Origin of the sequence: Streptomyces sp. NPDC006174, from assembly GCF_040614075.1 — a bacterium.
Taxonomy (GTDB): Bacteria; Actinomycetota; Actinomycetes; order Streptomycetales; family Streptomycetaceae; genus Streptomyces.
Window position 1 is genome coordinate 13940 of sequence record NZ_JBEXTJ010000015.1, and the last position, 16106, is coordinate 30045.

10 protein-coding genes and 2 pseudogenes are annotated in these 16106 nt (G+C 73.4%); 3 read left to right on the plus strand and 9 right to left on the minus strand.

Going from position 1 to position 16106, the window contains the following annotated elements:
- Nucleotides 1-23: 23 nt before the first annotated feature.
- The 3 genes and pseudogenes from ABZ267_RS28405 to ABZ267_RS28415 all read right to left on the minus strand — a co-directional run.
- Nucleotides 24-475 (minus strand): annotated as a pseudogene (locus tag ABZ267_RS28405) (LUD domain-containing protein); the annotation flags it as partial.
- Nucleotides 476-620: 145 nt separating this feature from the next.
- Nucleotides 621-926: pseudogene (locus tag ABZ267_RS28410) on the minus strand (FCD domain-containing protein); the annotation flags it as partial.
- Nucleotides 927-1074: 148 nt separating this feature from the next.
- Nucleotides 1075-1380, minus strand: a complete 306-nt coding sequence (locus ABZ267_RS28415) for a DUF3040 domain-containing protein (RefSeq protein ID WP_356752400.1) — start codon at nucleotides 1378-1380, stop codon at nucleotides 1075-1077.
- A 357-nt stretch (nucleotides 1381-1737) separates the two neighbouring features.
- Here ABZ267_RS28415 and ABZ267_RS28420 point away from each other — a divergent pair, with 357 nt between their 5' ends.
- The 3 genes from ABZ267_RS28420 to ABZ267_RS28430 all read left to right on the plus strand — a co-directional run bounded on the left by ABZ267_RS28420 (nucleotide 1738) and on the right by ABZ267_RS28430 (nucleotide 4379).
- Entirely contained in the window at nucleotides 1738-2691 is a 954-nt protein-coding gene (locus tag ABZ267_RS28420; RefSeq protein WP_356752402.1) for a HAMP domain-containing sensor histidine kinase, read from the plus strand.
- Nucleotides 2692-2693: 2 nt separating this feature from the next.
- On the plus strand, nucleotides 2694-3380 hold the full coding sequence (locus tag ABZ267_RS28425) for a response regulator transcription factor (protein ID WP_356752404.1): 687 nt from the start codon (nucleotides 2694-2696) through the stop codon (nucleotides 3378-3380).
- A gap of 84 nt (nucleotides 3381-3464) precedes the next feature.
- A complete protein-coding gene (locus tag ABZ267_RS28430; RefSeq protein ID WP_356752639.1) occupies nucleotides 3465-4379 on the plus strand; it encodes a DUF2510 domain-containing protein in 915 nt (304 codons plus the stop codon).
- 78 nt (nucleotides 4380-4457) lie between these two features.
- On the opposite strand, the gene ABZ267_RS28435 is transcribed toward ABZ267_RS28430, so the two are convergent.
- The 6 genes from ABZ267_RS28435 to ABZ267_RS28460 all read right to left on the minus strand — a co-directional run bounded on the left by ABZ267_RS28435 (nucleotide 4458) and on the right by ABZ267_RS28460 (nucleotide 16105).
- Complete coding sequence (locus ABZ267_RS28435; RefSeq protein ID WP_356752406.1) at nucleotides 4458-6518, minus strand: phosphocholine-specific phospholipase C; 2061 nt, start codon at nucleotides 6516-6518, stop codon at nucleotides 4458-4460.
- Nucleotides 6519-6871: 353 nt separating this feature from the next.
- Nucleotides 6872-7033, minus strand: a complete 162-nt coding sequence (locus tag ABZ267_RS28440; protein ID WP_356752408.1) for a hypothetical protein — start codon at nucleotides 7031-7033, stop codon at nucleotides 6872-6874.
- 527 nt (nucleotides 7034-7560) lie between these two features.
- Nucleotides 7561-8679: an NADH:flavin oxidoreductase gene (locus ABZ267_RS28445; RefSeq protein ID WP_356752409.1), complete on the minus strand. Its 1119-nt coding sequence runs from the start codon at nucleotides 8677-8679 to the stop codon at nucleotides 7561-7563.
- Between the two features lie 217 nt (nucleotides 8680-8896).
- Nucleotides 8897-9931, minus strand: a complete 1035-nt coding sequence (locus tag ABZ267_RS28450; RefSeq protein ID WP_356752411.1) for a hypothetical protein — start codon at nucleotides 9929-9931, stop codon at nucleotides 8897-8899.
- The gene (locus ABZ267_RS28455; protein ID WP_356752413.1) at nucleotides 9870-11825 is read right to left on the minus strand and encodes a hypothetical protein; all 1956 of its coding nucleotides are present in this window, start codon (nucleotides 11823-11825) and stop codon (nucleotides 9870-9872) included. Before ABZ267_RS28455 ends, ABZ267_RS28450 begins: the two co-directional genes overlap by 62 nt.
- On the minus strand, nucleotides 11822-16105 hold the full coding sequence (locus ABZ267_RS28460) for a DUF5682 family protein (RefSeq protein WP_356752415.1): 4284 nt from the start codon (nucleotides 16103-16105) through the stop codon (nucleotides 11822-11824). Before ABZ267_RS28460 ends, ABZ267_RS28455 begins: the two co-directional genes overlap by 4 nt.
- Between the last annotated feature and the right edge of the window lies 1 nt (nucleotide 16106).

Here is a 16106-nt window from a genome sequence, read left to right on the forward strand (position 1 = left end):
AGCGAGGTGGTGACGCAGTTCGGTCACCTGTCGGTACGGATCACCACCACCAGGGTGCGGGGGCCGTGCACGCCCTCCACCCGTTCCAGCTCGATGTCCGAGGTGGCCCAAGGGCCGCTGATCAGCGTGGTCGGCCGCTCGGGCACCAGCCGGGCCACCGCCTCGGGCACTCCGGCCTCGACGGAGGAGAGGCCGACGACGCAGAGGTGCAGATCGGGGACGAGGGACAGCGCCCGGCGGCCCTGGCCGGGTGAGCCGTCCAGGAAGATCGTGCCGGTCTCGGCGCAGCCGGCGGCGGACGCGGTCACCACCGCGTCCAGGGAGTCCGGTTGAGGTGCGGGATGTCCGAGGCGTCCTGGCGCACCTCACCGTCGTACGCGTCGAGCCAACGCGGATCCAGTCCGGCCGGCACTCCGATCCGGCGCGCGCCGTGGTCGCGCAGTACATCGGCGACGACCTGCGCCGCACGGTCGGCGGGGGTTCTCGGTGCACTGCTGACAGTTCGCGATGAGGTTTCTATGGTCGGACCATACTGGGGTCAGTCCGTCGAAGGAACGGGCCGCACCGGACAGACGACCGCCGCCCCGGCCCTCGGCGCTGCCTCTCCCTCTGCCTCTGCTCTACGGCCCGGTCGGCTCGTTCACGAGTGTTCCGTGCAGGCCCCGGATGTGCTGTTCCACCAGATCAGCGGCCTCGGCACCCCGCCCCTCGCTCACCAGCGTCAGAAGCAGACGGTGCGGCGCGTTGAGAGCGCGGGCGGTGGCGGGCCAGTCCTTGGCATCTTCCAGGGCGCGCAGGATCAGCGGGCGCACCGATTCCGGTACGGCGGAGGTGAGGGTTGAGGTCAGCGCGTTGCCGGAGCTGCGGGCGAGCAGTACGTGGAAGCAGGCGTCCAGGTCGTTGAACGCGCTCACCCCGATGCCCGGCGTCGCCATGCCCCGTACCAAGCGCGCGACACCCGTGCACGACACCCGTGCACGCCGACAGCACACGAAGGCCCCGACCGGTTCGGCGGTCGGGGCCTCGGTCGGCCCGTGCGGCGGGGCCGGGATGCGGCGGTGCGGGCGCCGCGTGTCAGGAGGTTCGCGGGTTTTCGGGGGTGCCCGGGATGTTCTTGCCGTGCTTGCGGCCGCGCTGCGGGTCGAAGAGGTGGGCGGCCGCTCCCGTCACCACCAGTCCCGTGGCGATCAGGAGGCCGTGGCCGATGGCGATACCCATGCCCAAGGCGGTGAGCCCGAAGGCCATCGCCAGCCAGGCGTTGCGGCGGCGGTACTCGCGGGGGCTGCGCGGGGTGCCGTCGGCCATCGCCGCCGCGAAACCGGGGTCGTCGCGATGCAGCTGCTCCTCAAGGGCGCGCAGCCGTTCGTCGTACGTGGGCATGGTCTCTCCCTCCCGGTACGGAGACCTCTCGGTCCCTCCGGCGCCGGCCCCGTGACGCGGCACAGGCAGGGCGCCCGGCCCTGATCTCATGATCGGCGGGAGCGTCCGGGAGGACCATCGGGGGCAGCACCCATATCGAGGGGTGTGCACCATGCAGATGCGCGTTGAGCCGTGCGCCCCTCTCCAGCCGGCAGAGGCGGGACATCCGGGCGACGGCGTGTTTCCCGCGCGCAGCGACGATAGTGGAGGCTGTCGACGCCCACGTCAACGCCGACCGCCGCTCGACAACAGCTCGACGCCCCTCAACGCTCGCCACCGCCCGTAATCGCTCCGACGTCCGATGGAGGCCGTGCTCCCTTGTCCCTGTTCTGGCGGATCTTTCTGCTCAACGCCGCTGTGCTCGTCGCCGCGGGCGCTCTGCTGCTGCTCGGCCCGATCACCATCTCCACGCCGGTCCTGCTGACCGAGGCGATGATCCTGACCGGCGGGATCGCCTTCATGCTGGCCGCCAACGCGGCTCTGCTCCGGCTCGGCCTCTTTCCGCTCCAGCGGGTCACCCGCGCGATGACCACGACCGACCTGCTGCGCCCGAGCCCGCGCCCCGAGGTGGCCGGGCACGGCGAGATCGCCGCTCTGATCGAGACGTTCAACACGATGCTCGACCGGCTGGAGGCCGAACGCGCGACCAGCAGCGCCCGCGCGCTCTCCGCCCAGGAGGCCGAGCGCCGCCGGGTGGCACAGGAGCTCCACGACGAGGTCGGGCAGACGCTCACCGCGGTCCTCCTCGAACTCAAGCGCGTCGCCGACCACGCCCCCGAGCCGCTCCGCGGCGAGCTCCGGCAGGTCCAGGAGATCACCCGGGGCTCCCTGGACGAGATCCGCCGGATCGCGCGCCGGCTGCGTCCCGGAGTGCTGGAGGAGCTGGGTCTGGTCAGCGCGCTGACGGCTCTGATCACCGAGACACCGACGCCCGACAAGCTGACGATCCGCCGGCAGACGGGCAAGGACCTGCCGGAACTGGACACCGAGGCCGAGCTGGTCATCTACCGGATCGCGCAGGAGGCGCTCACCAACACGGTCCGCCACGCCGGTGCGTCCCGGCTCGAACTCTCCCTGCTCCGCAGTCCCTGCGGCGTGGAGCTGCGCATCCGCGACGACGGCCGCGGCCTCGGGGACACGCCCGAGGGCGCGGGACTGCGCGGGATGCGCGAGCGTGCCCTGCTGATCGGCGCCGAACTGTTCCTCGGCCCGGGGCCGGAGGGCGGTACCGAAGTACGTCTCGATGTGCCCGTCCGGAACGGAAGCCGGTGACCATGTCTCTCTCCACTCCGCCGCCCTCCCGAGGACCGGCCGCGCCGACCCGGATCCTGCTGGCCGACGACCATGCCTTGGTACGCCGAGGGGTCCGGCTGATCCTCGACGGAGAGCCGGACCTGACGGTCGTGGCCGAGGCCGGTGACGGCGCCGAGGCCATCGAGATGGCCCGCGCCGAGCGGCCGGATCTGGCCATCCTGGACATCGCGATGCCCCGGCTGACGGGGTTGCAGGCGGCGCGCGAGCTCTCCCGCGTCCTGCCGGGCCTGCGCATCCTGATGCTGACGATGTACGACAACGAGCAGTACTTCTTCGAGGCGTTGAAGGCAGGGGCGGCCGGGTACGTCCTCAAGTCGGTCGCCGACCGGGACCTGGTGGAGGCCTGTCGGGCGGCGATGCGTGACGAGCCGTTCCTCTATCCGGGCGCGGTCACGGCGCTCATCCGGAATTTCCTCGACCGGGTCAAGGACGGCGAGGACCTGCCGGCGCGGGCGATCACCGAGCGCGAGGAGGAGATCCTCAAGCTCGTGGCCGAAGGACACTCCTCCAAGGAGATCGCCGAACTGCTCGTCATCAGCGTCAAGACCGTGGAGCGGCACCGCGCCAACCTGCTCCAGAAGCTCGGGCTGCGCGACCGCCTGGAGCTCACCCGGTACGCGATCCGCGCGGGCCTGATCGAACCGTGACGGCGGGATCCGCGCACACCGTCACCCCGCCGGTCGGTTCATACGATTCTCACTCGACCCGCATAAGGTGCTCCCGTGACCCAGATGACGCCGCCCGGCTGGCACCCAGACCCCGGGCATTCAGGTAAAGGCCCCGACCAGGAACGCTGGTGGGACGGAGCCCAGTGGACGGGCCACGTCCGCCCGTCACCGGCCGCGGTCCGTCGCCGAGGGATCCGTATCGGCGTCGGTGTGACCGTCGGCGCGGTGGTGCTCGCCGCGATCGGGGGCGGAATGTACCTGCTGCGCGAGGACGGCGGCGGCCGGCCGGGCATCGCGGTCGCCTCACCGTCCGAGACGCCGTCCGCGCCCGAGGGATCCGGGGCACCGGACGACGGGAACAAGGGCGGCGGGAACGAAGGTGACAAGGACGGCGAGGACGGCGGCTCCCAGGATCCCGGCGAGCAGCTCCCGCCGACGGAGCCGGGCTATGCCACGGACCTGGCGGCCGGGATCAGCCTGCCGGTGCCCAAGGGATGGAAGGGCAGGTCCGCTCCGGTCGGCGCCGGTCTGACGACGGGTGAGCACGCCTGCCCCGGCGGCGCCGCCGAGACGTGTGTGCGCGGAGGAGTGTCCTCAGCCCCCGCCGTGGCCCTGGAGCTCACGGCCGGGTCGCCGGAGGAGGCGGCCAAGAAGGACATCGCCGTCAACGCCGAGCAGTCGTACGGCGGTGAGTCCTACGGCAGGATCACCTCGCACGAGGAGATCAAGTCCGCGGCGGTCACCGTGGCGGGCCAGAAGGGGTACGCGGTGCGCTGGAAGGTGGTGACGGAGAAGGGCGACGACGGTTACGTGGAATCGCTCGTGTTCCCCTCCCCCGCCTCCAAGGACATGCTCGTGGTGGTCCGGTCGGGCTTCGACATCAACAAGGACGCTCCGAAGCTGTCCGTCCTGGACGAGATCGTCAAGGGCATCAAGGCGGCGTCGGGCGCGGGAGCGGGCAACGGCGGAGCCGCCTAGCACCGCCGCGTACGGGAGCCGGGCCGACCGCATAGGTCCGGCCCGGCTCCCACCGCGTTCAGCGGGTTCCGAGAAGGCTCAGCCGGTCACGGTCGCCGGGTCGCTGACTCCGGCGGCCCCCGTCTCCACGTGGCCCGCGAACCGCCGCAGGAAGCCCGGTTGCCCGTCGCGGGTCACGGACACGTCGTACCAGCGCCTGCCCGCCCGCAGGTCCACCGTGCGCGAGACGGAGGCGCCGGGCCGTACGGTGACGGTCTGTTCCGCTCCTCCGTAGGCGTTGGCGATGGCCAGTACGGCGTCGGTGGCGCCGGAGTTGGTGAGCGTGAGGTCCAGGTTGCCGCTGGTGCCGTTGTGGCGGGCGGTGGCCTCGGGCCCGGCGGTGGCGCCCGGGCTCCGGAACGTACGCAGAAAGCCGTTCGGGCCGTGCACGGTGAGGTCGTGGCTGCCGCCGGAGTAGGCGGAGTTCCAGCGGTCGGTCAGGGTCCGGCCCGCGCCCGCGGTGTACGTCCACGGAGCGTCGGTGCGGTTGGCGGAGGTGACGTAGAACTGCGCCCCGGCCGCCGTGCCCGGGCTGAAGGTGAGCGCGATCTTTCCGCTGTCCGGTTCCACGGCCGCGTCGACGTACGGCTCGTACGGGAGCGGCCGGGTGGGCCGGCTGCCCGGTTCCTGCGCGGGCATGGCGCCGACGGCGGGCGGGGTGGGCCGGTAGTCGGGGTGGCGTTGGCGGTCCGGGGGCTCGTAAGCGGAGGTGTCCGGCAGGTCGTCGGGGGCGGGTTCGGTGCGGCCGAAGTCGAACGCGGAGGTGAGGTCGCCGCAGATCGCCCGGCGCCAGGGCGAGATGTTCGGCTCGTGCACGCCGAAGCGCTGCTCCATGAACCGCAGTACGGAGGTGTGGTCGAAGACCTCGGAGCAGACGTAGCCGCCGGTGCTCCAGGGCGAGACGACGAGCATCGGGACGCGCGGGCCGAGCCCGTAGGGACCGGCGCCGTACGAGGGGCCGCCCGGGTAGATCTCCGTGGTGGTGTCGGCTGTGGAGAGGCCCTGGTTCGCTGAGGCCGGCGGGTAGGGCGGGACGATGTGGTCGAAGAAGCCGTCGTTCTCGTCGTACGTGATGAACAGGGCGGTGCGGCTCCACACCTCGGGGTCGGAGGTGAGGGCGTCGAGCAGGCCCGCGATGTACCAGGCGCCGTAGTTGGACGGGAAGTTGGAGTGCTCGGTGAAGGCCTCGGGGGCGGCGACCCAGGAGATCTGCGGCAGCTTTCCGGACTGTACGTCGGCGGCGATCGCGTCGAAGTAGCCGCCGCCGGCCGAGACGTCGGTGCCGGTGCGGGCCTTGACGTACAGCGGGTCGCCGGGCTGGGCGTTGCGGTACTTGTCGAAATACAGAAGCGAGTTGTCGCCGTAGTTGCCCCGGTAGGCGTCGTTGATCCAGCCCCAGTGGCCCGCCGCGTCCAGGCCGTCGCCGATGTCCTGGTAGATCTTCCAGGAGACCCCGGCCTCCTCCAGCCGCTCGGGGTACGTCGTCCAGCCGTATCCCCGCTCCTCGTTGCCGAGCACCGGACCGCCGCCCGAGCCGTCGTTGCCGGTGTAACCGGACCAGAGGTAGTAGCGGTTGGGGTCGGTGGCTCCGATGAAGGAGCAGTGGTAGGCGTCGCAGACGGTGAAGCGGTCGGCGAGCGCGTAGTGGAAGGGGATGTCCTCGCGGGTGAGGTAGGCCATGGTGGTGGGGGTCTTGGCCGGCACCCACCGGTCGTAACGTCCGCCGTTGTAGGCGCGTTGGCCGCCGGGCCAGTCATGGTTGAGGCCTTGGAGGAACTGCATGCCCAGGTCGTCGGCGGTCGGGTGGAACGGCAGCGTCACCTTGCCCGCCGCGTCCGCCTGGTGCCAGACGGACTTTCCGCTCGGCAGGGTCACGGGCCGCGGGTCACCGAAGCCTCGGACGCCTTTCATCGCTCCGAAGTAGTGATCGAAGGAACGATTCTCCTGCATCAGGACGACGATGTGCTCGACATCCTGGATCGTCCCGCTGGCCCGGTGGGCGGGGATGGCGGCAGCCCGGTCGATGCTGCCCGACAGGGCACCGAATCCCGCGGTCGCACCGGCTATCTGGAGAAACCGGCGCCGATTCATCTCAGTCATGCGTGGGGGCCTCCTGGAGTGGGGGAACAGAAGCGAACAGAATGCTCCAAGAGAACCGAACAGAAGGGAAGGGGTCGTGACGGACCGGTAAATGCGGGAGGTACGGCCCGCCAAGCGGGAGTTCGGCCCGCCGAGGACAGGCGAGCCCGCGTCCGGCACCGGCCGTGCGCCTCGCTTCGGGCGGCGGACAGCGTCCTGCGCACCTCGGTACGGCGGCGGCGCGCGGTGGCGGAGAGGCGGCATCGGACGGCGGCGCGTCAGGCGCGGGACTCGCACAGGGCCGTGTCCAGCACCTTCATCATCTGTGCGGACGGAACGTTGGTCACCAGGTGGGCGTTGGTCACCACGGATGCCTACCGGCCGTCCTTCGTGACCAGTGTCCGGGTGAAGTAGCCCGGTACGGCACCGTTGTGACCCCAGGCCTTGCCGCCGCAGGACAGGGCGTACGCGGTGATGCCGAGCCCGTACTCGACGCCCGGCGCTCCGGGCTCGACCGTCCTCTCCAACTCGGCCAAGGGAGGCGGGCGAGAGCACCTCACCGCCGAGCAGCACCCGGTAGAAGGCGGTGAGGTCTTTCAAGGTGGAGATGACGGCGCCGGAGGCGTAGAAGTTGCTGGGCTCGTAGACCGTGCCGTCCAGCCAGAAGAAGAAGCCGCCGATCCGGGCACCTCGGTACCCGTGCACGGCGGGTTCGGGTACGGCGCGGTTGCCGGCCGCCGGGAAGACGATCCGGGTCAGGCCGAGGGGCCCGATGACCCCGGTCGTGATCGCCCCGTACACCGGCAGCCCGGTCACCTTCTCGATGAGCAGGCTTGATCAGCCCGGGGCGCCCGCAGGCTTGAGTATGAACCGGACGAGAAGGCCGATGGATCATCCTTCTGGAAACTCGCTCCGATGAACATCGCATTCGGCCACGTACGCGACGACACTCGCCGGAACCCGAACCTGCCTCCGCCGGGGCGGACGACGCGAGGGCCGGATCCAGGAGGGCTCGGCGCGGCGACTCTCCCTGATCCGGCCCTCCGGGCCCGTAACTCGCCGCTCAGCGCAGCGTCTTCAGCATCTCGGCGCCGAACGGCGTGATGTCCCCGGTCCGTCCGCGCAGGGTCTTGGCCGCCCATTCCGGGTCGGCGATCAGTGCGCGGCCGACCGCCACCATGTCGAACTCGTCGCGCTCCATCCGGTCCAGCAGCTGGTCGATGCCGGTGACGCCCGAGTCGTTGCCCGCGAAGGCGTTGAAGAAGTCACCGTCGAGGCCGACCGAGCCGACCGTGACCGTCGGCCTGCCGCTGATCTTCTTCACCCAGCCGGCCAGGTTCAGGTCGGAGTCGTCGAACTCCGGGAGCCAGTAGCGGCGGGTGGAGGCGTGGAAGACGTCGACGCCTGCCTCGGCCATTGGCGTGAGCAGGGCGTCCAGTTCGGCGGGGGTCTGCGCCAGCTTGGCCTCGTAGGCGTTCATCTTCCACTGCGACATGCGGAAGAAGAGCGGGAAGGCGTCGGAGACCGCGGCCCGGCAGGCCGCGACGATCTCGGCCGCGAACCGCGTACGGGCGACGAGGTCGCCACCGTAGGCGTCGGTACGGCGGTTGCTGCCGGCCCAGAGGAACTGGTCGATCAAGTAGCCGTGGGCTCCGTGGAGTTCGACGCCGTCGAAGCCGAGGCGCTCGGCGGCGGCCGCCGCGTCGGCGAAGGCGGCGATGACGTCGTCGAGGTCCTTCCGCGTCATGGCGCGCCCCTTGGGCTCGCCGGTGAGGGAGACGCCCGAGGGGCCCACCGGTTCGGCGTCCGCCACCGGAGGCGCGCCCTCGGTGCGGGTGACGCCCACGTGCCACAGCTGCGGAATGATCACGCCGCCCGCTCCGTGTACGGAGTCCACGACATCGGCCCAGCCCGCGAACGCGTCCTCGCCGTGGAAGCGCGGGACACGGTCGCTGGTCCCGGCGGAGTCGTGGTCGACGTAGGTGCCCTCGGTGATGATCAGCCCCACGTCCCCGGCGGCCCGGCGGGCGTAGTAGTCGGCCACGTCCCGGCCGGGTACGCCCTCGGGCGAGAACTGCCTGGTCATGGGCGCCATGGCGATCCGGTTACGGGAGGTGAGTCCGCGGACCGAGAAGGGGCGGGCCAGGGCCGCGGCCGCACGGCCGGTGTCGAGGTCGGTCACATCATGTCCTGTTCATCTGCTTCATCGGGTCTGCTGGATGAGCCGGCTCTATCAGCTTCATCGAGGTGTGGAGTGACACCCCACCTCGCCAACATCCAGATGCACCGAGGGCATCCCGGCCGCGGACGGATGTGGTCCAGGTCTCGGCGCCGGGTGCCCGGCGTCGGTGGTGCGGGGCTACCGCCCGCCGACGGGCTGTAGGGCCTCACCGGGCCGGTCACTCCTTCTCGCATCCGGCCTGGTCGGCGACGGCATCGGTCAGAGCGGCCAGCAGTTCCGCGTCCGGGCGGAGGTCGGCGCGGCCGGGCCTCTCCCTCTGTCCGAAGAAATGCCCGAGCTGGACCAGGGTCGGCCTGTCCGCGCGGTTCAGCAGGGCGGACCGGTCCTCGTCGTCGGCGCGGTGCCGCTCGACCAGCACCGGTTCCTGGGTGACGGTGAGGTGGACGAGGCTGTCGCGGTCCTCGTCCGTGGCACCGAGGACGCAGCTCCACAGACGGAAGTCGCCCCCGGTCACGGCCTGGGTGAATCCGGCGGTGGCCGATGCCCTCAGCGGGACGAACCCCTTGATCCCGCACGCCTGGGTGTTGTTCAGCGCCTGGCGTTCGAGCACGGGCGGGGCAGTCCCCGGCGGTGTCGCGGGGGCGGGTCCGGAGCAGCCCAGGCTCCCGGTCAGCCGGTCGGCGGCGGTGGTGAGGACGGCGGCCATCCGCTTCTGCAGGGCGCCGTCCCGCCAGGTGTCCTCCTGGTCGTTCGTCGCCTGGATCTGGAGATAGGGCGCGGGCTTGGCCAGGGCGTCGGCGCAGTCGGTGGGCAGCAGGATCCCTGCGTACGTCCTGTTGGCCCAGCCGGGAGCACCGGGGATCGGGGCACGGACCGAGGACTCGGCGGCGACCTCGTCGGCGGTGCCCCAGACGCTCTCGGCGGAGTGCGGGGAGTCGAGGGTCAGCGTGAACTCGTCCTCCCCATGACAGTACGAGAGCGCGGTGTCCGCCGCTTCGGTCTCCGTGGACGTGTACCGCTCGCGCGGTTCGACGGTGAGCGCGGAGACGTCCTCGCGGTTGAGGCTGCTCCAGCAGAGGAGGTCTGCGGAGCTGCCTCTTCGCCGCCGCGCAGGGACAGGGCGAGCGCGCCGCCGCCCACGAGGAGCGCGGCGGCCGCCGTACCGGCGAGGATCTTCGTACGCGGTGTGCTCATCGGCGACTTCCGGCGAGTCGGGAGGCGGTGGCTTCCGATGAGGTGTCGGTACGGGCACCAGGTCCCGGTTCCCAGGCCGCCGCGCACAGGGACTCGGCGACGGCGGCCGTGTAGCGGGCGGCGGCGAGCCAGTGGGCGGCGAAGCCGTCGGTGTCGGCGGGCAGGAGGCGGCCGAAGAGGTCGCGTTCGCGTTGGGCCGCCGAGGCGCGGAGGGCGGTGAGCAGGCCGGCGGCCGTGGGCAGGCCCGCGCGGCGCAGGCGACCGGCCTCGCCGGTGACGTCGCCGAGCATGCCGAGAGCGGCACGGCCCGCCGGGACGGTCTGTTCGACGCGGCGCTCCAGGAGATGGAGGGCTGACTCCATGCCGTGGCCGCCGGGCCGATGCGGGGCGGCGTGCACGGGCGCGCCCGGGTCGGGGAGGTCGGCGCGGCTCAGGCGGTCGAAGCCGAGGTCGACCGTGGACTCCCCGGTGGGGTGCGAGCAGGCGAGCAGGGTGAGTCGGGGGTGCGGAGCGGGCACCAGGCGGCCGATGATCCGCAGCCGCGTTCCCGGTGCCGTGGCCAGCAGCATCAGGTTGTCACGGTGGGCCAGCGCGGGGTCGTCGTCGGCGACGGTGAGGCGGACGAGGATCCCGCCGTCGTGCCGCGCGAGCAGGCAGATGCCGACCGACTCCCTTACCGCGCCCAGGAGTTCGACATCCAGGAAGAGGAGGTCGCTGCCGCCGCCGTCCGGTTCCGCGTACCGGGAGACGGACCGCAGCGCACGGGCGGCCTGTTCGGCCGGCGGTGGCTCCCACAGGGCGGCGAGGGGCGGCTCCGTCCAGGCCGCGCCCCGGGCGGTGACGGCCTTGACGACCTTCCCGGCGCCCAGCCGGCCGTCCGGCGAGACCGTCGCTCCGGAGACCGCGAGGCCCGCTCGGCCCAGCTCACGGTGGGTGAGGGCGGTGTCCCCTAGGCGCACGGTGCGGTCGGCCACGCCCAGGGCGCGGCCGACTCCGCCCGGTGCCACGTCGCCGACCGTGCAGAGTCGGCCGTCTGGCGTGGCGACCCAGGTGCGGGCGCCACCGTGGCCCGAGTCGGCGACCACGGGTTCGGTGAACAGGCCGTACAGGCGCAGGGAGCCGTCCGGGCTGTACGGGCGGCGGGCACGGCCCCGTACAGCTGCCAGCTCCGCACCGGAGGCCGTTCCCACGCGGTGCGCCGTGCCCAGGAGTTCGGCGAGGGCGGTGACGAGGTCGGCGGTGCGGTAGGAGGGGTTCCCGGAGCGGGCCGCGCGCAGCAGGGTGACGACGGACAGTGCGGCGGACGCGCCGCGCGGCAGGTGCCGGAGCCGGGCGGTGTGCGCGGCGCGCAGCAGTGCCGCCTGGGCGACGGCGCCGGCCCCGTCCACACCTGCCTCCAGCACGGCGGCACCCGCCGACCAGAGAGCGGTGGCCACCTCGCGCTGGGCGGGGGTTGCTTCGTCGGGTGCGAGGGTGGGGGTTGGGGCGGGGGTGCTCGGCTGGGGCGGCGCGGGATCCGGACCGGTCGTTGTCGGGGTGGTGTCGCCGGGAGGTGGGTCGGCGTCGGAGGGCAGGGTGGAGCCGGGAGCCGGCGGGTCCGGTTGTTCAGCGGGGTCGGGAGCGGCGTCGGAGGCGGAATCGGAGGCCGGTTCCGGGGGCGGGTCCGCCGCCGGGGCTGCGCAGGCGGCGGCCGCGCGGTGGACGCAGGCCGGGGCGAGGAGGCAGCCGCAGGTGATGGCGTCCACCGTGGCCACCACGCCGCCCGGGGCGTGGAGGCGCAGCTCGGTGTCGTCGTCGACCGCGATCGTCACCGTGTCTCCGTCGCGGCGCGTCGGGCGGGCGGAGAGCTTGGTGACCGCCGCGTCCAGCCGCTTGCGCAGCCGGGGCGAGAGATCCTCCACCAGCGTGGCCGTGACCTCCGGCGCGACGGGTGGCAACTGGGCGGCGGTCATGCGGTCTTCTCCCCTATCCAGCGGGCGAGTTCGAGTGGGCTGAGAGCGGCCACGGGCATGCCGGCGGCCACGAGCTGCCCGGCGACACCCGTCGAGTAGCGGGGCCGGCCGGCGTCGTCGAGGCTGGCGCACCCCAGTACCTGACAGCCGATGGCGACCAGCGCCCGCACCTCGGACAGCAGTCCGCCGAGCGGAGCGCCCTCCTCGAAGTCGCTGATGACGACGACAAGGGTGCGGCTGGGCACGGTGATCAGGCTGCGCGCGTGCCGTAGCCCGGCGGCGATGTGCGTGCCGCCGCCCACGCTCACCTCCAGCAGGAGGGAGAGAGGGTCGTGCACATGGCCGGTGAGGTCGACGACCTCCGTGGAGAAGGCCAGGAAGTGGGTGCTCAGGGTCGGAACCCCGGCCAGTACGGAGGCGGTCAGCGCGGACCAGATCGTCGACGTTTCCATGGACCCGGAGACGTCGGTGACCAGGATCAGACGCCAGTCGGCCGACCGGCGGGCGCGGCTGCGGAACACCGGCTTCTCGGGGACGATCCGGACCGTGCCGTCCGCCGTGCGGCGGGCGGTGGCCAGATTGGCTCGCAGCGTACGCGGCAGGTCGAGCCGTCCGCCCGGGCGGCGGGTGGGCCGGGCCAGCATGGAGCCGGTGAGGGCCGGCCGCAGCCGGGTGGCCAGCTGCCGGGTCAGCTCGTCGACCAGGCGGCGGACCAGCGGCCGGAGCGCCGCGAGGCGCGCCTCGGGGAGACCGCCCGCGTAGCGCAGGACCGTGCGGAGCAGCTCCACGGAGGGGGTGGCGGCGGCCGGATCGAGTTCGGTGAGGACGTCCTGCCGGCCGGTCGCGGCAGCGGCGGCGAGGACTTCCTCGCGGACGCCGGGGCCGAAGAGCGCGGCGAGTTCCTCGGACCACTCGCGCACACCGGGAAACGACGCCTCGCGTCCGCCACGGCCCCGGCCGCCCATGGGCAGCCCACCACGCGAGCCCTCGCCGCGCCCAGCGCCGTACAGCTCGTCCAGGGCGGTGGCCAAGCGGGCGGCGCTGGGGGGCAGTTGGTCAGGCCGTCGGCCGAGGACGAGCCGCCACCGGTCGGCGGCGGCGAGGGTCCGCGCGGGGGTGGGTGTGGGTCCGGCGGCGTGGGCGGGGGTGGTCTTGGAGGTGGGTGTCGGGGCGATGCCAGTGGTGGCTCTGGTCTCGGGGCTGGGTGCCGGGACGGTGCCGGTGAGAGCCTCGGTCGTACGGTGATGAGGGTGCGCCGCATCGGCGGGAGGCGGGGTGGTGGAGGCGAGAGCCGCAGACGGGGGCGCGGTGGGGGCCGTCGCCTGAGGCTCAGCGGCGTCGGCGGTGGAGTGAGTCGAGGTCGCGGGTGTGGTGGCAGGGGCGGTGACGGCGGCAGTCGGCTGGGGCTCAGTGGCATGAGCCGAGACCGTGGTGGCAGAGGCCTTCAGATGGGGCGCAGTGGCGGGGCCTGAGGGCGTGGGCCGGGCTGTGTCGCCGGGCGGTGGGACGGGCAAGCCTAGGCCGGTCAGGAGGTCACGGGCCGCCAGGTCGGCGATCGTCCGGCGGGCCAGCTCGGCCGGGTCGTCGGTGTCCGCGAGGTCCACCCGCTCGCCGAGGCGCTCCTCCACGGTGTCCAGCAGCCGGTCCCGGGCGGCCGGGCTCAGGGTGTCGAAGCCGCCGCGCAAGGCGGGCAGCCGGGACAGGAACGCGGCGTCGTCCACCTCGACGACCCGGCGCAGCAACGGGTCCAGGGCGGCGACGCCGACGGTCAGGAGCGGGCCCGCCGCCGTCAGGACCCCGGTGAGGCGGGCGGTGAGGGCGGCCCGCGCATGGCTGTCCACCGCCGCGTCCACCCAGGAGGCGACGCGTACCCCGAAGGTCTCGGCCTGCTCATGGCCCGTGAGCACCCGGACCGCTCCGGCGGCCGCGGCGATCAACGGGGTGCCATCGGCGGCCAGCCGGGCGAGGGCGTCGGCAAGCCGGATGCCGCCCACCCGGTCGGCGCGCTGCGCCAGTTCGAGCAGCGCCCGGGCGTCCTCGGGCTCCTCGGAACCGGTCAGGCCGTCGACCTGGCGGACCGCCGCCGAGGTCAGGAGCTCCACCGTGTACGCGATGCGGGTGGAGAGGGGGGCCAGGGCGTCCGGGGATTCGGGTGGCGACGGGTCACGGGGCGCCGCCAGGCCGGGCAGGTGGCCTGCGGCTACGCGGTCCAGGAGGTCGAGCCCGGCGAGGAGTTCGGGGAGGGTCCCGCTCGCGGGGAGTACGGCCGCCAGCTCCGTCAGGCGCTCGTCGGCCAGGCCGGGGAGCCCGCACTCCACGGCCTCCGTGAGCCCGCGTACGACCTGCGCGGCCGTCGGGCCGCCCTCCGCACGTTCGGTCGCGTGCCGTCCGCGCAGCACACCCTCGGCCGCCTGGGCGGGCGTGACGCCGCGGGCTCCGGCCGCGGTGAGCATCGCGGCGGTGGCCGGGGTCCACCTCACCTGCCAGCGCGTGGTGAGCCCTTCCGAGCCCGCCGCGCCGGTCACCTCCTGCTCCTGCGCGTACGGAATGCCGCACACCGTCAGCCGGCGCAGCAGTAGCTCGCGTCGCCCGTCCAGAGCCGAGCGGGCCGGGTCGAGCCGGAGGTCACGCGGGCTCTTCTCGTGCGCGTCCGCCGGGCCGGGCAGGGACAGCGCCTCGGTCTCGGCCTCCACGGCGGGGCCGAGGCCGCTGCGCGGGGCGGCGGGCGCGGGGCGTCCGGTGCGGGTGCCGACGAGGACGCGTTCGAGCGCGTGGGCGACCGCGCGGCCCGTGCCGTACGTCTCGCCCCGGCCGAGCACCGTCTGCACGGCCTCCAGGAATTCGCCGCGGCCGGGAGCGGGCAGTTCGCGCAGCCGGGCCAGGTCCCCGGCGACCCGGACGACCTCCCGGCCGTCCGCCGGGCCGTAGGGGTGGCCCTGTTCGCGCAGGGCGACGCAGACGCGGACCGCGGTGCGGATCAGCGCCTCGTACAGGGCGTCCGGGTCTCCAGCGGCGTCCAGCACGGTGTGCTGCCACTCCGGGTCCCGGATACCGGCCGGATAGCCGGAGCGGGAGTCGAGCAGGGGGTAGGTGTACGGAATGAGAGAGACGGTGCAGGCTGCCGCACCCGACGCAGCCGCGCTGGGCTCACGCGCGGGGGCGTCGGGCACGTCCACGGGGACGTACGGAGTGCCGTCGGCGTTGGGCGCGTCCGCTCGGGTGCCCGGTGCGCTCGCGGCGGCATCGGGTGCTTCCGCAGGAGTGTTCGGCACGTTCGCTGCGGCGTTCGGCGCATCCGCAACGGCGTACGTTGCGCCCACAGGAGCATCGGAGGCGCCAGGCACGTCCGGGGCCGTCGCCGTCCCGGCGGTCGGTGTCAGCAGCGCCGGAGTGTGGAAGGCACCCACCACCACGGCGGGCCGCCGTCCGTTTGCCAGAGCCTTGGCGATGTGCTCGCGCATGCACGCCTCGCGCACCAGGTCCGTACCGTCCACGCCGTGCCGCGCCTCGGCCTCGTACCGCAGCGCCCAGCCCGTGAGCAGGGCCGCGCGGCGGAGCGCCTCCGGTGGGGAGCCGGGCGCCGGGGCCTCCACCAAGCGGTCCCACAGGTCGTCGCCGTCGCGGCCGGTGAGCCGGGACCGGAGTGCGGCGGACAACCCCTGTCCGACCTCGTGGACCTCTCCCGGTACGGGCGCGGGTGCGTCCGGGCCGCCCCGTGCCCAGGCCCGGTCGGCGAGCGGGAGATCGCAGGCCACGGCCGGGACCCCGTTCCGGGCCGCCCAGCGCAGAGCGACCAGTTCGGGCGAGAAGTCCGCGAACGGGTAGAAGGCGGGCCCCTGTTCGCCGACCGCACCGTCGGCAGGCACGGCGGCCAGTGCCACCGGGGCGCGGGTCTCCTCGTGGGCGAGCCAGCCCAGCCAGGGCTGGAACTCGGCGGGCAGTTCGACGAGCAGGACGTCGGGTGCTGCCGCGTCCAGCAGGGCCGGTACGGCGGCAGCGAGGGAGGGCGCGTGGTGGCGTACTCCGATCAGGAACGGCAGCCCGGGCCCGGCCGCCGCGAGCGCCGCCACCGCGTCCTCCGGGGTGGCGGGCCCGGCCGCGGGGACAGGCGGCGGGACAGCGGTCGGCGCCTCGGCGACCGGCCGCGTAGTCCCGCCGACGACCGCCTGCCTCTCAGCGGCGGGCGCCTGCCCCTTGGGGGTGGTCGCGCGCTTCTCCGCGGTGGCCGTCCGCTTCTCAGGGGTGGTGGCCCCCGTCTCGGGAGTGGTCGACTGGCTCATC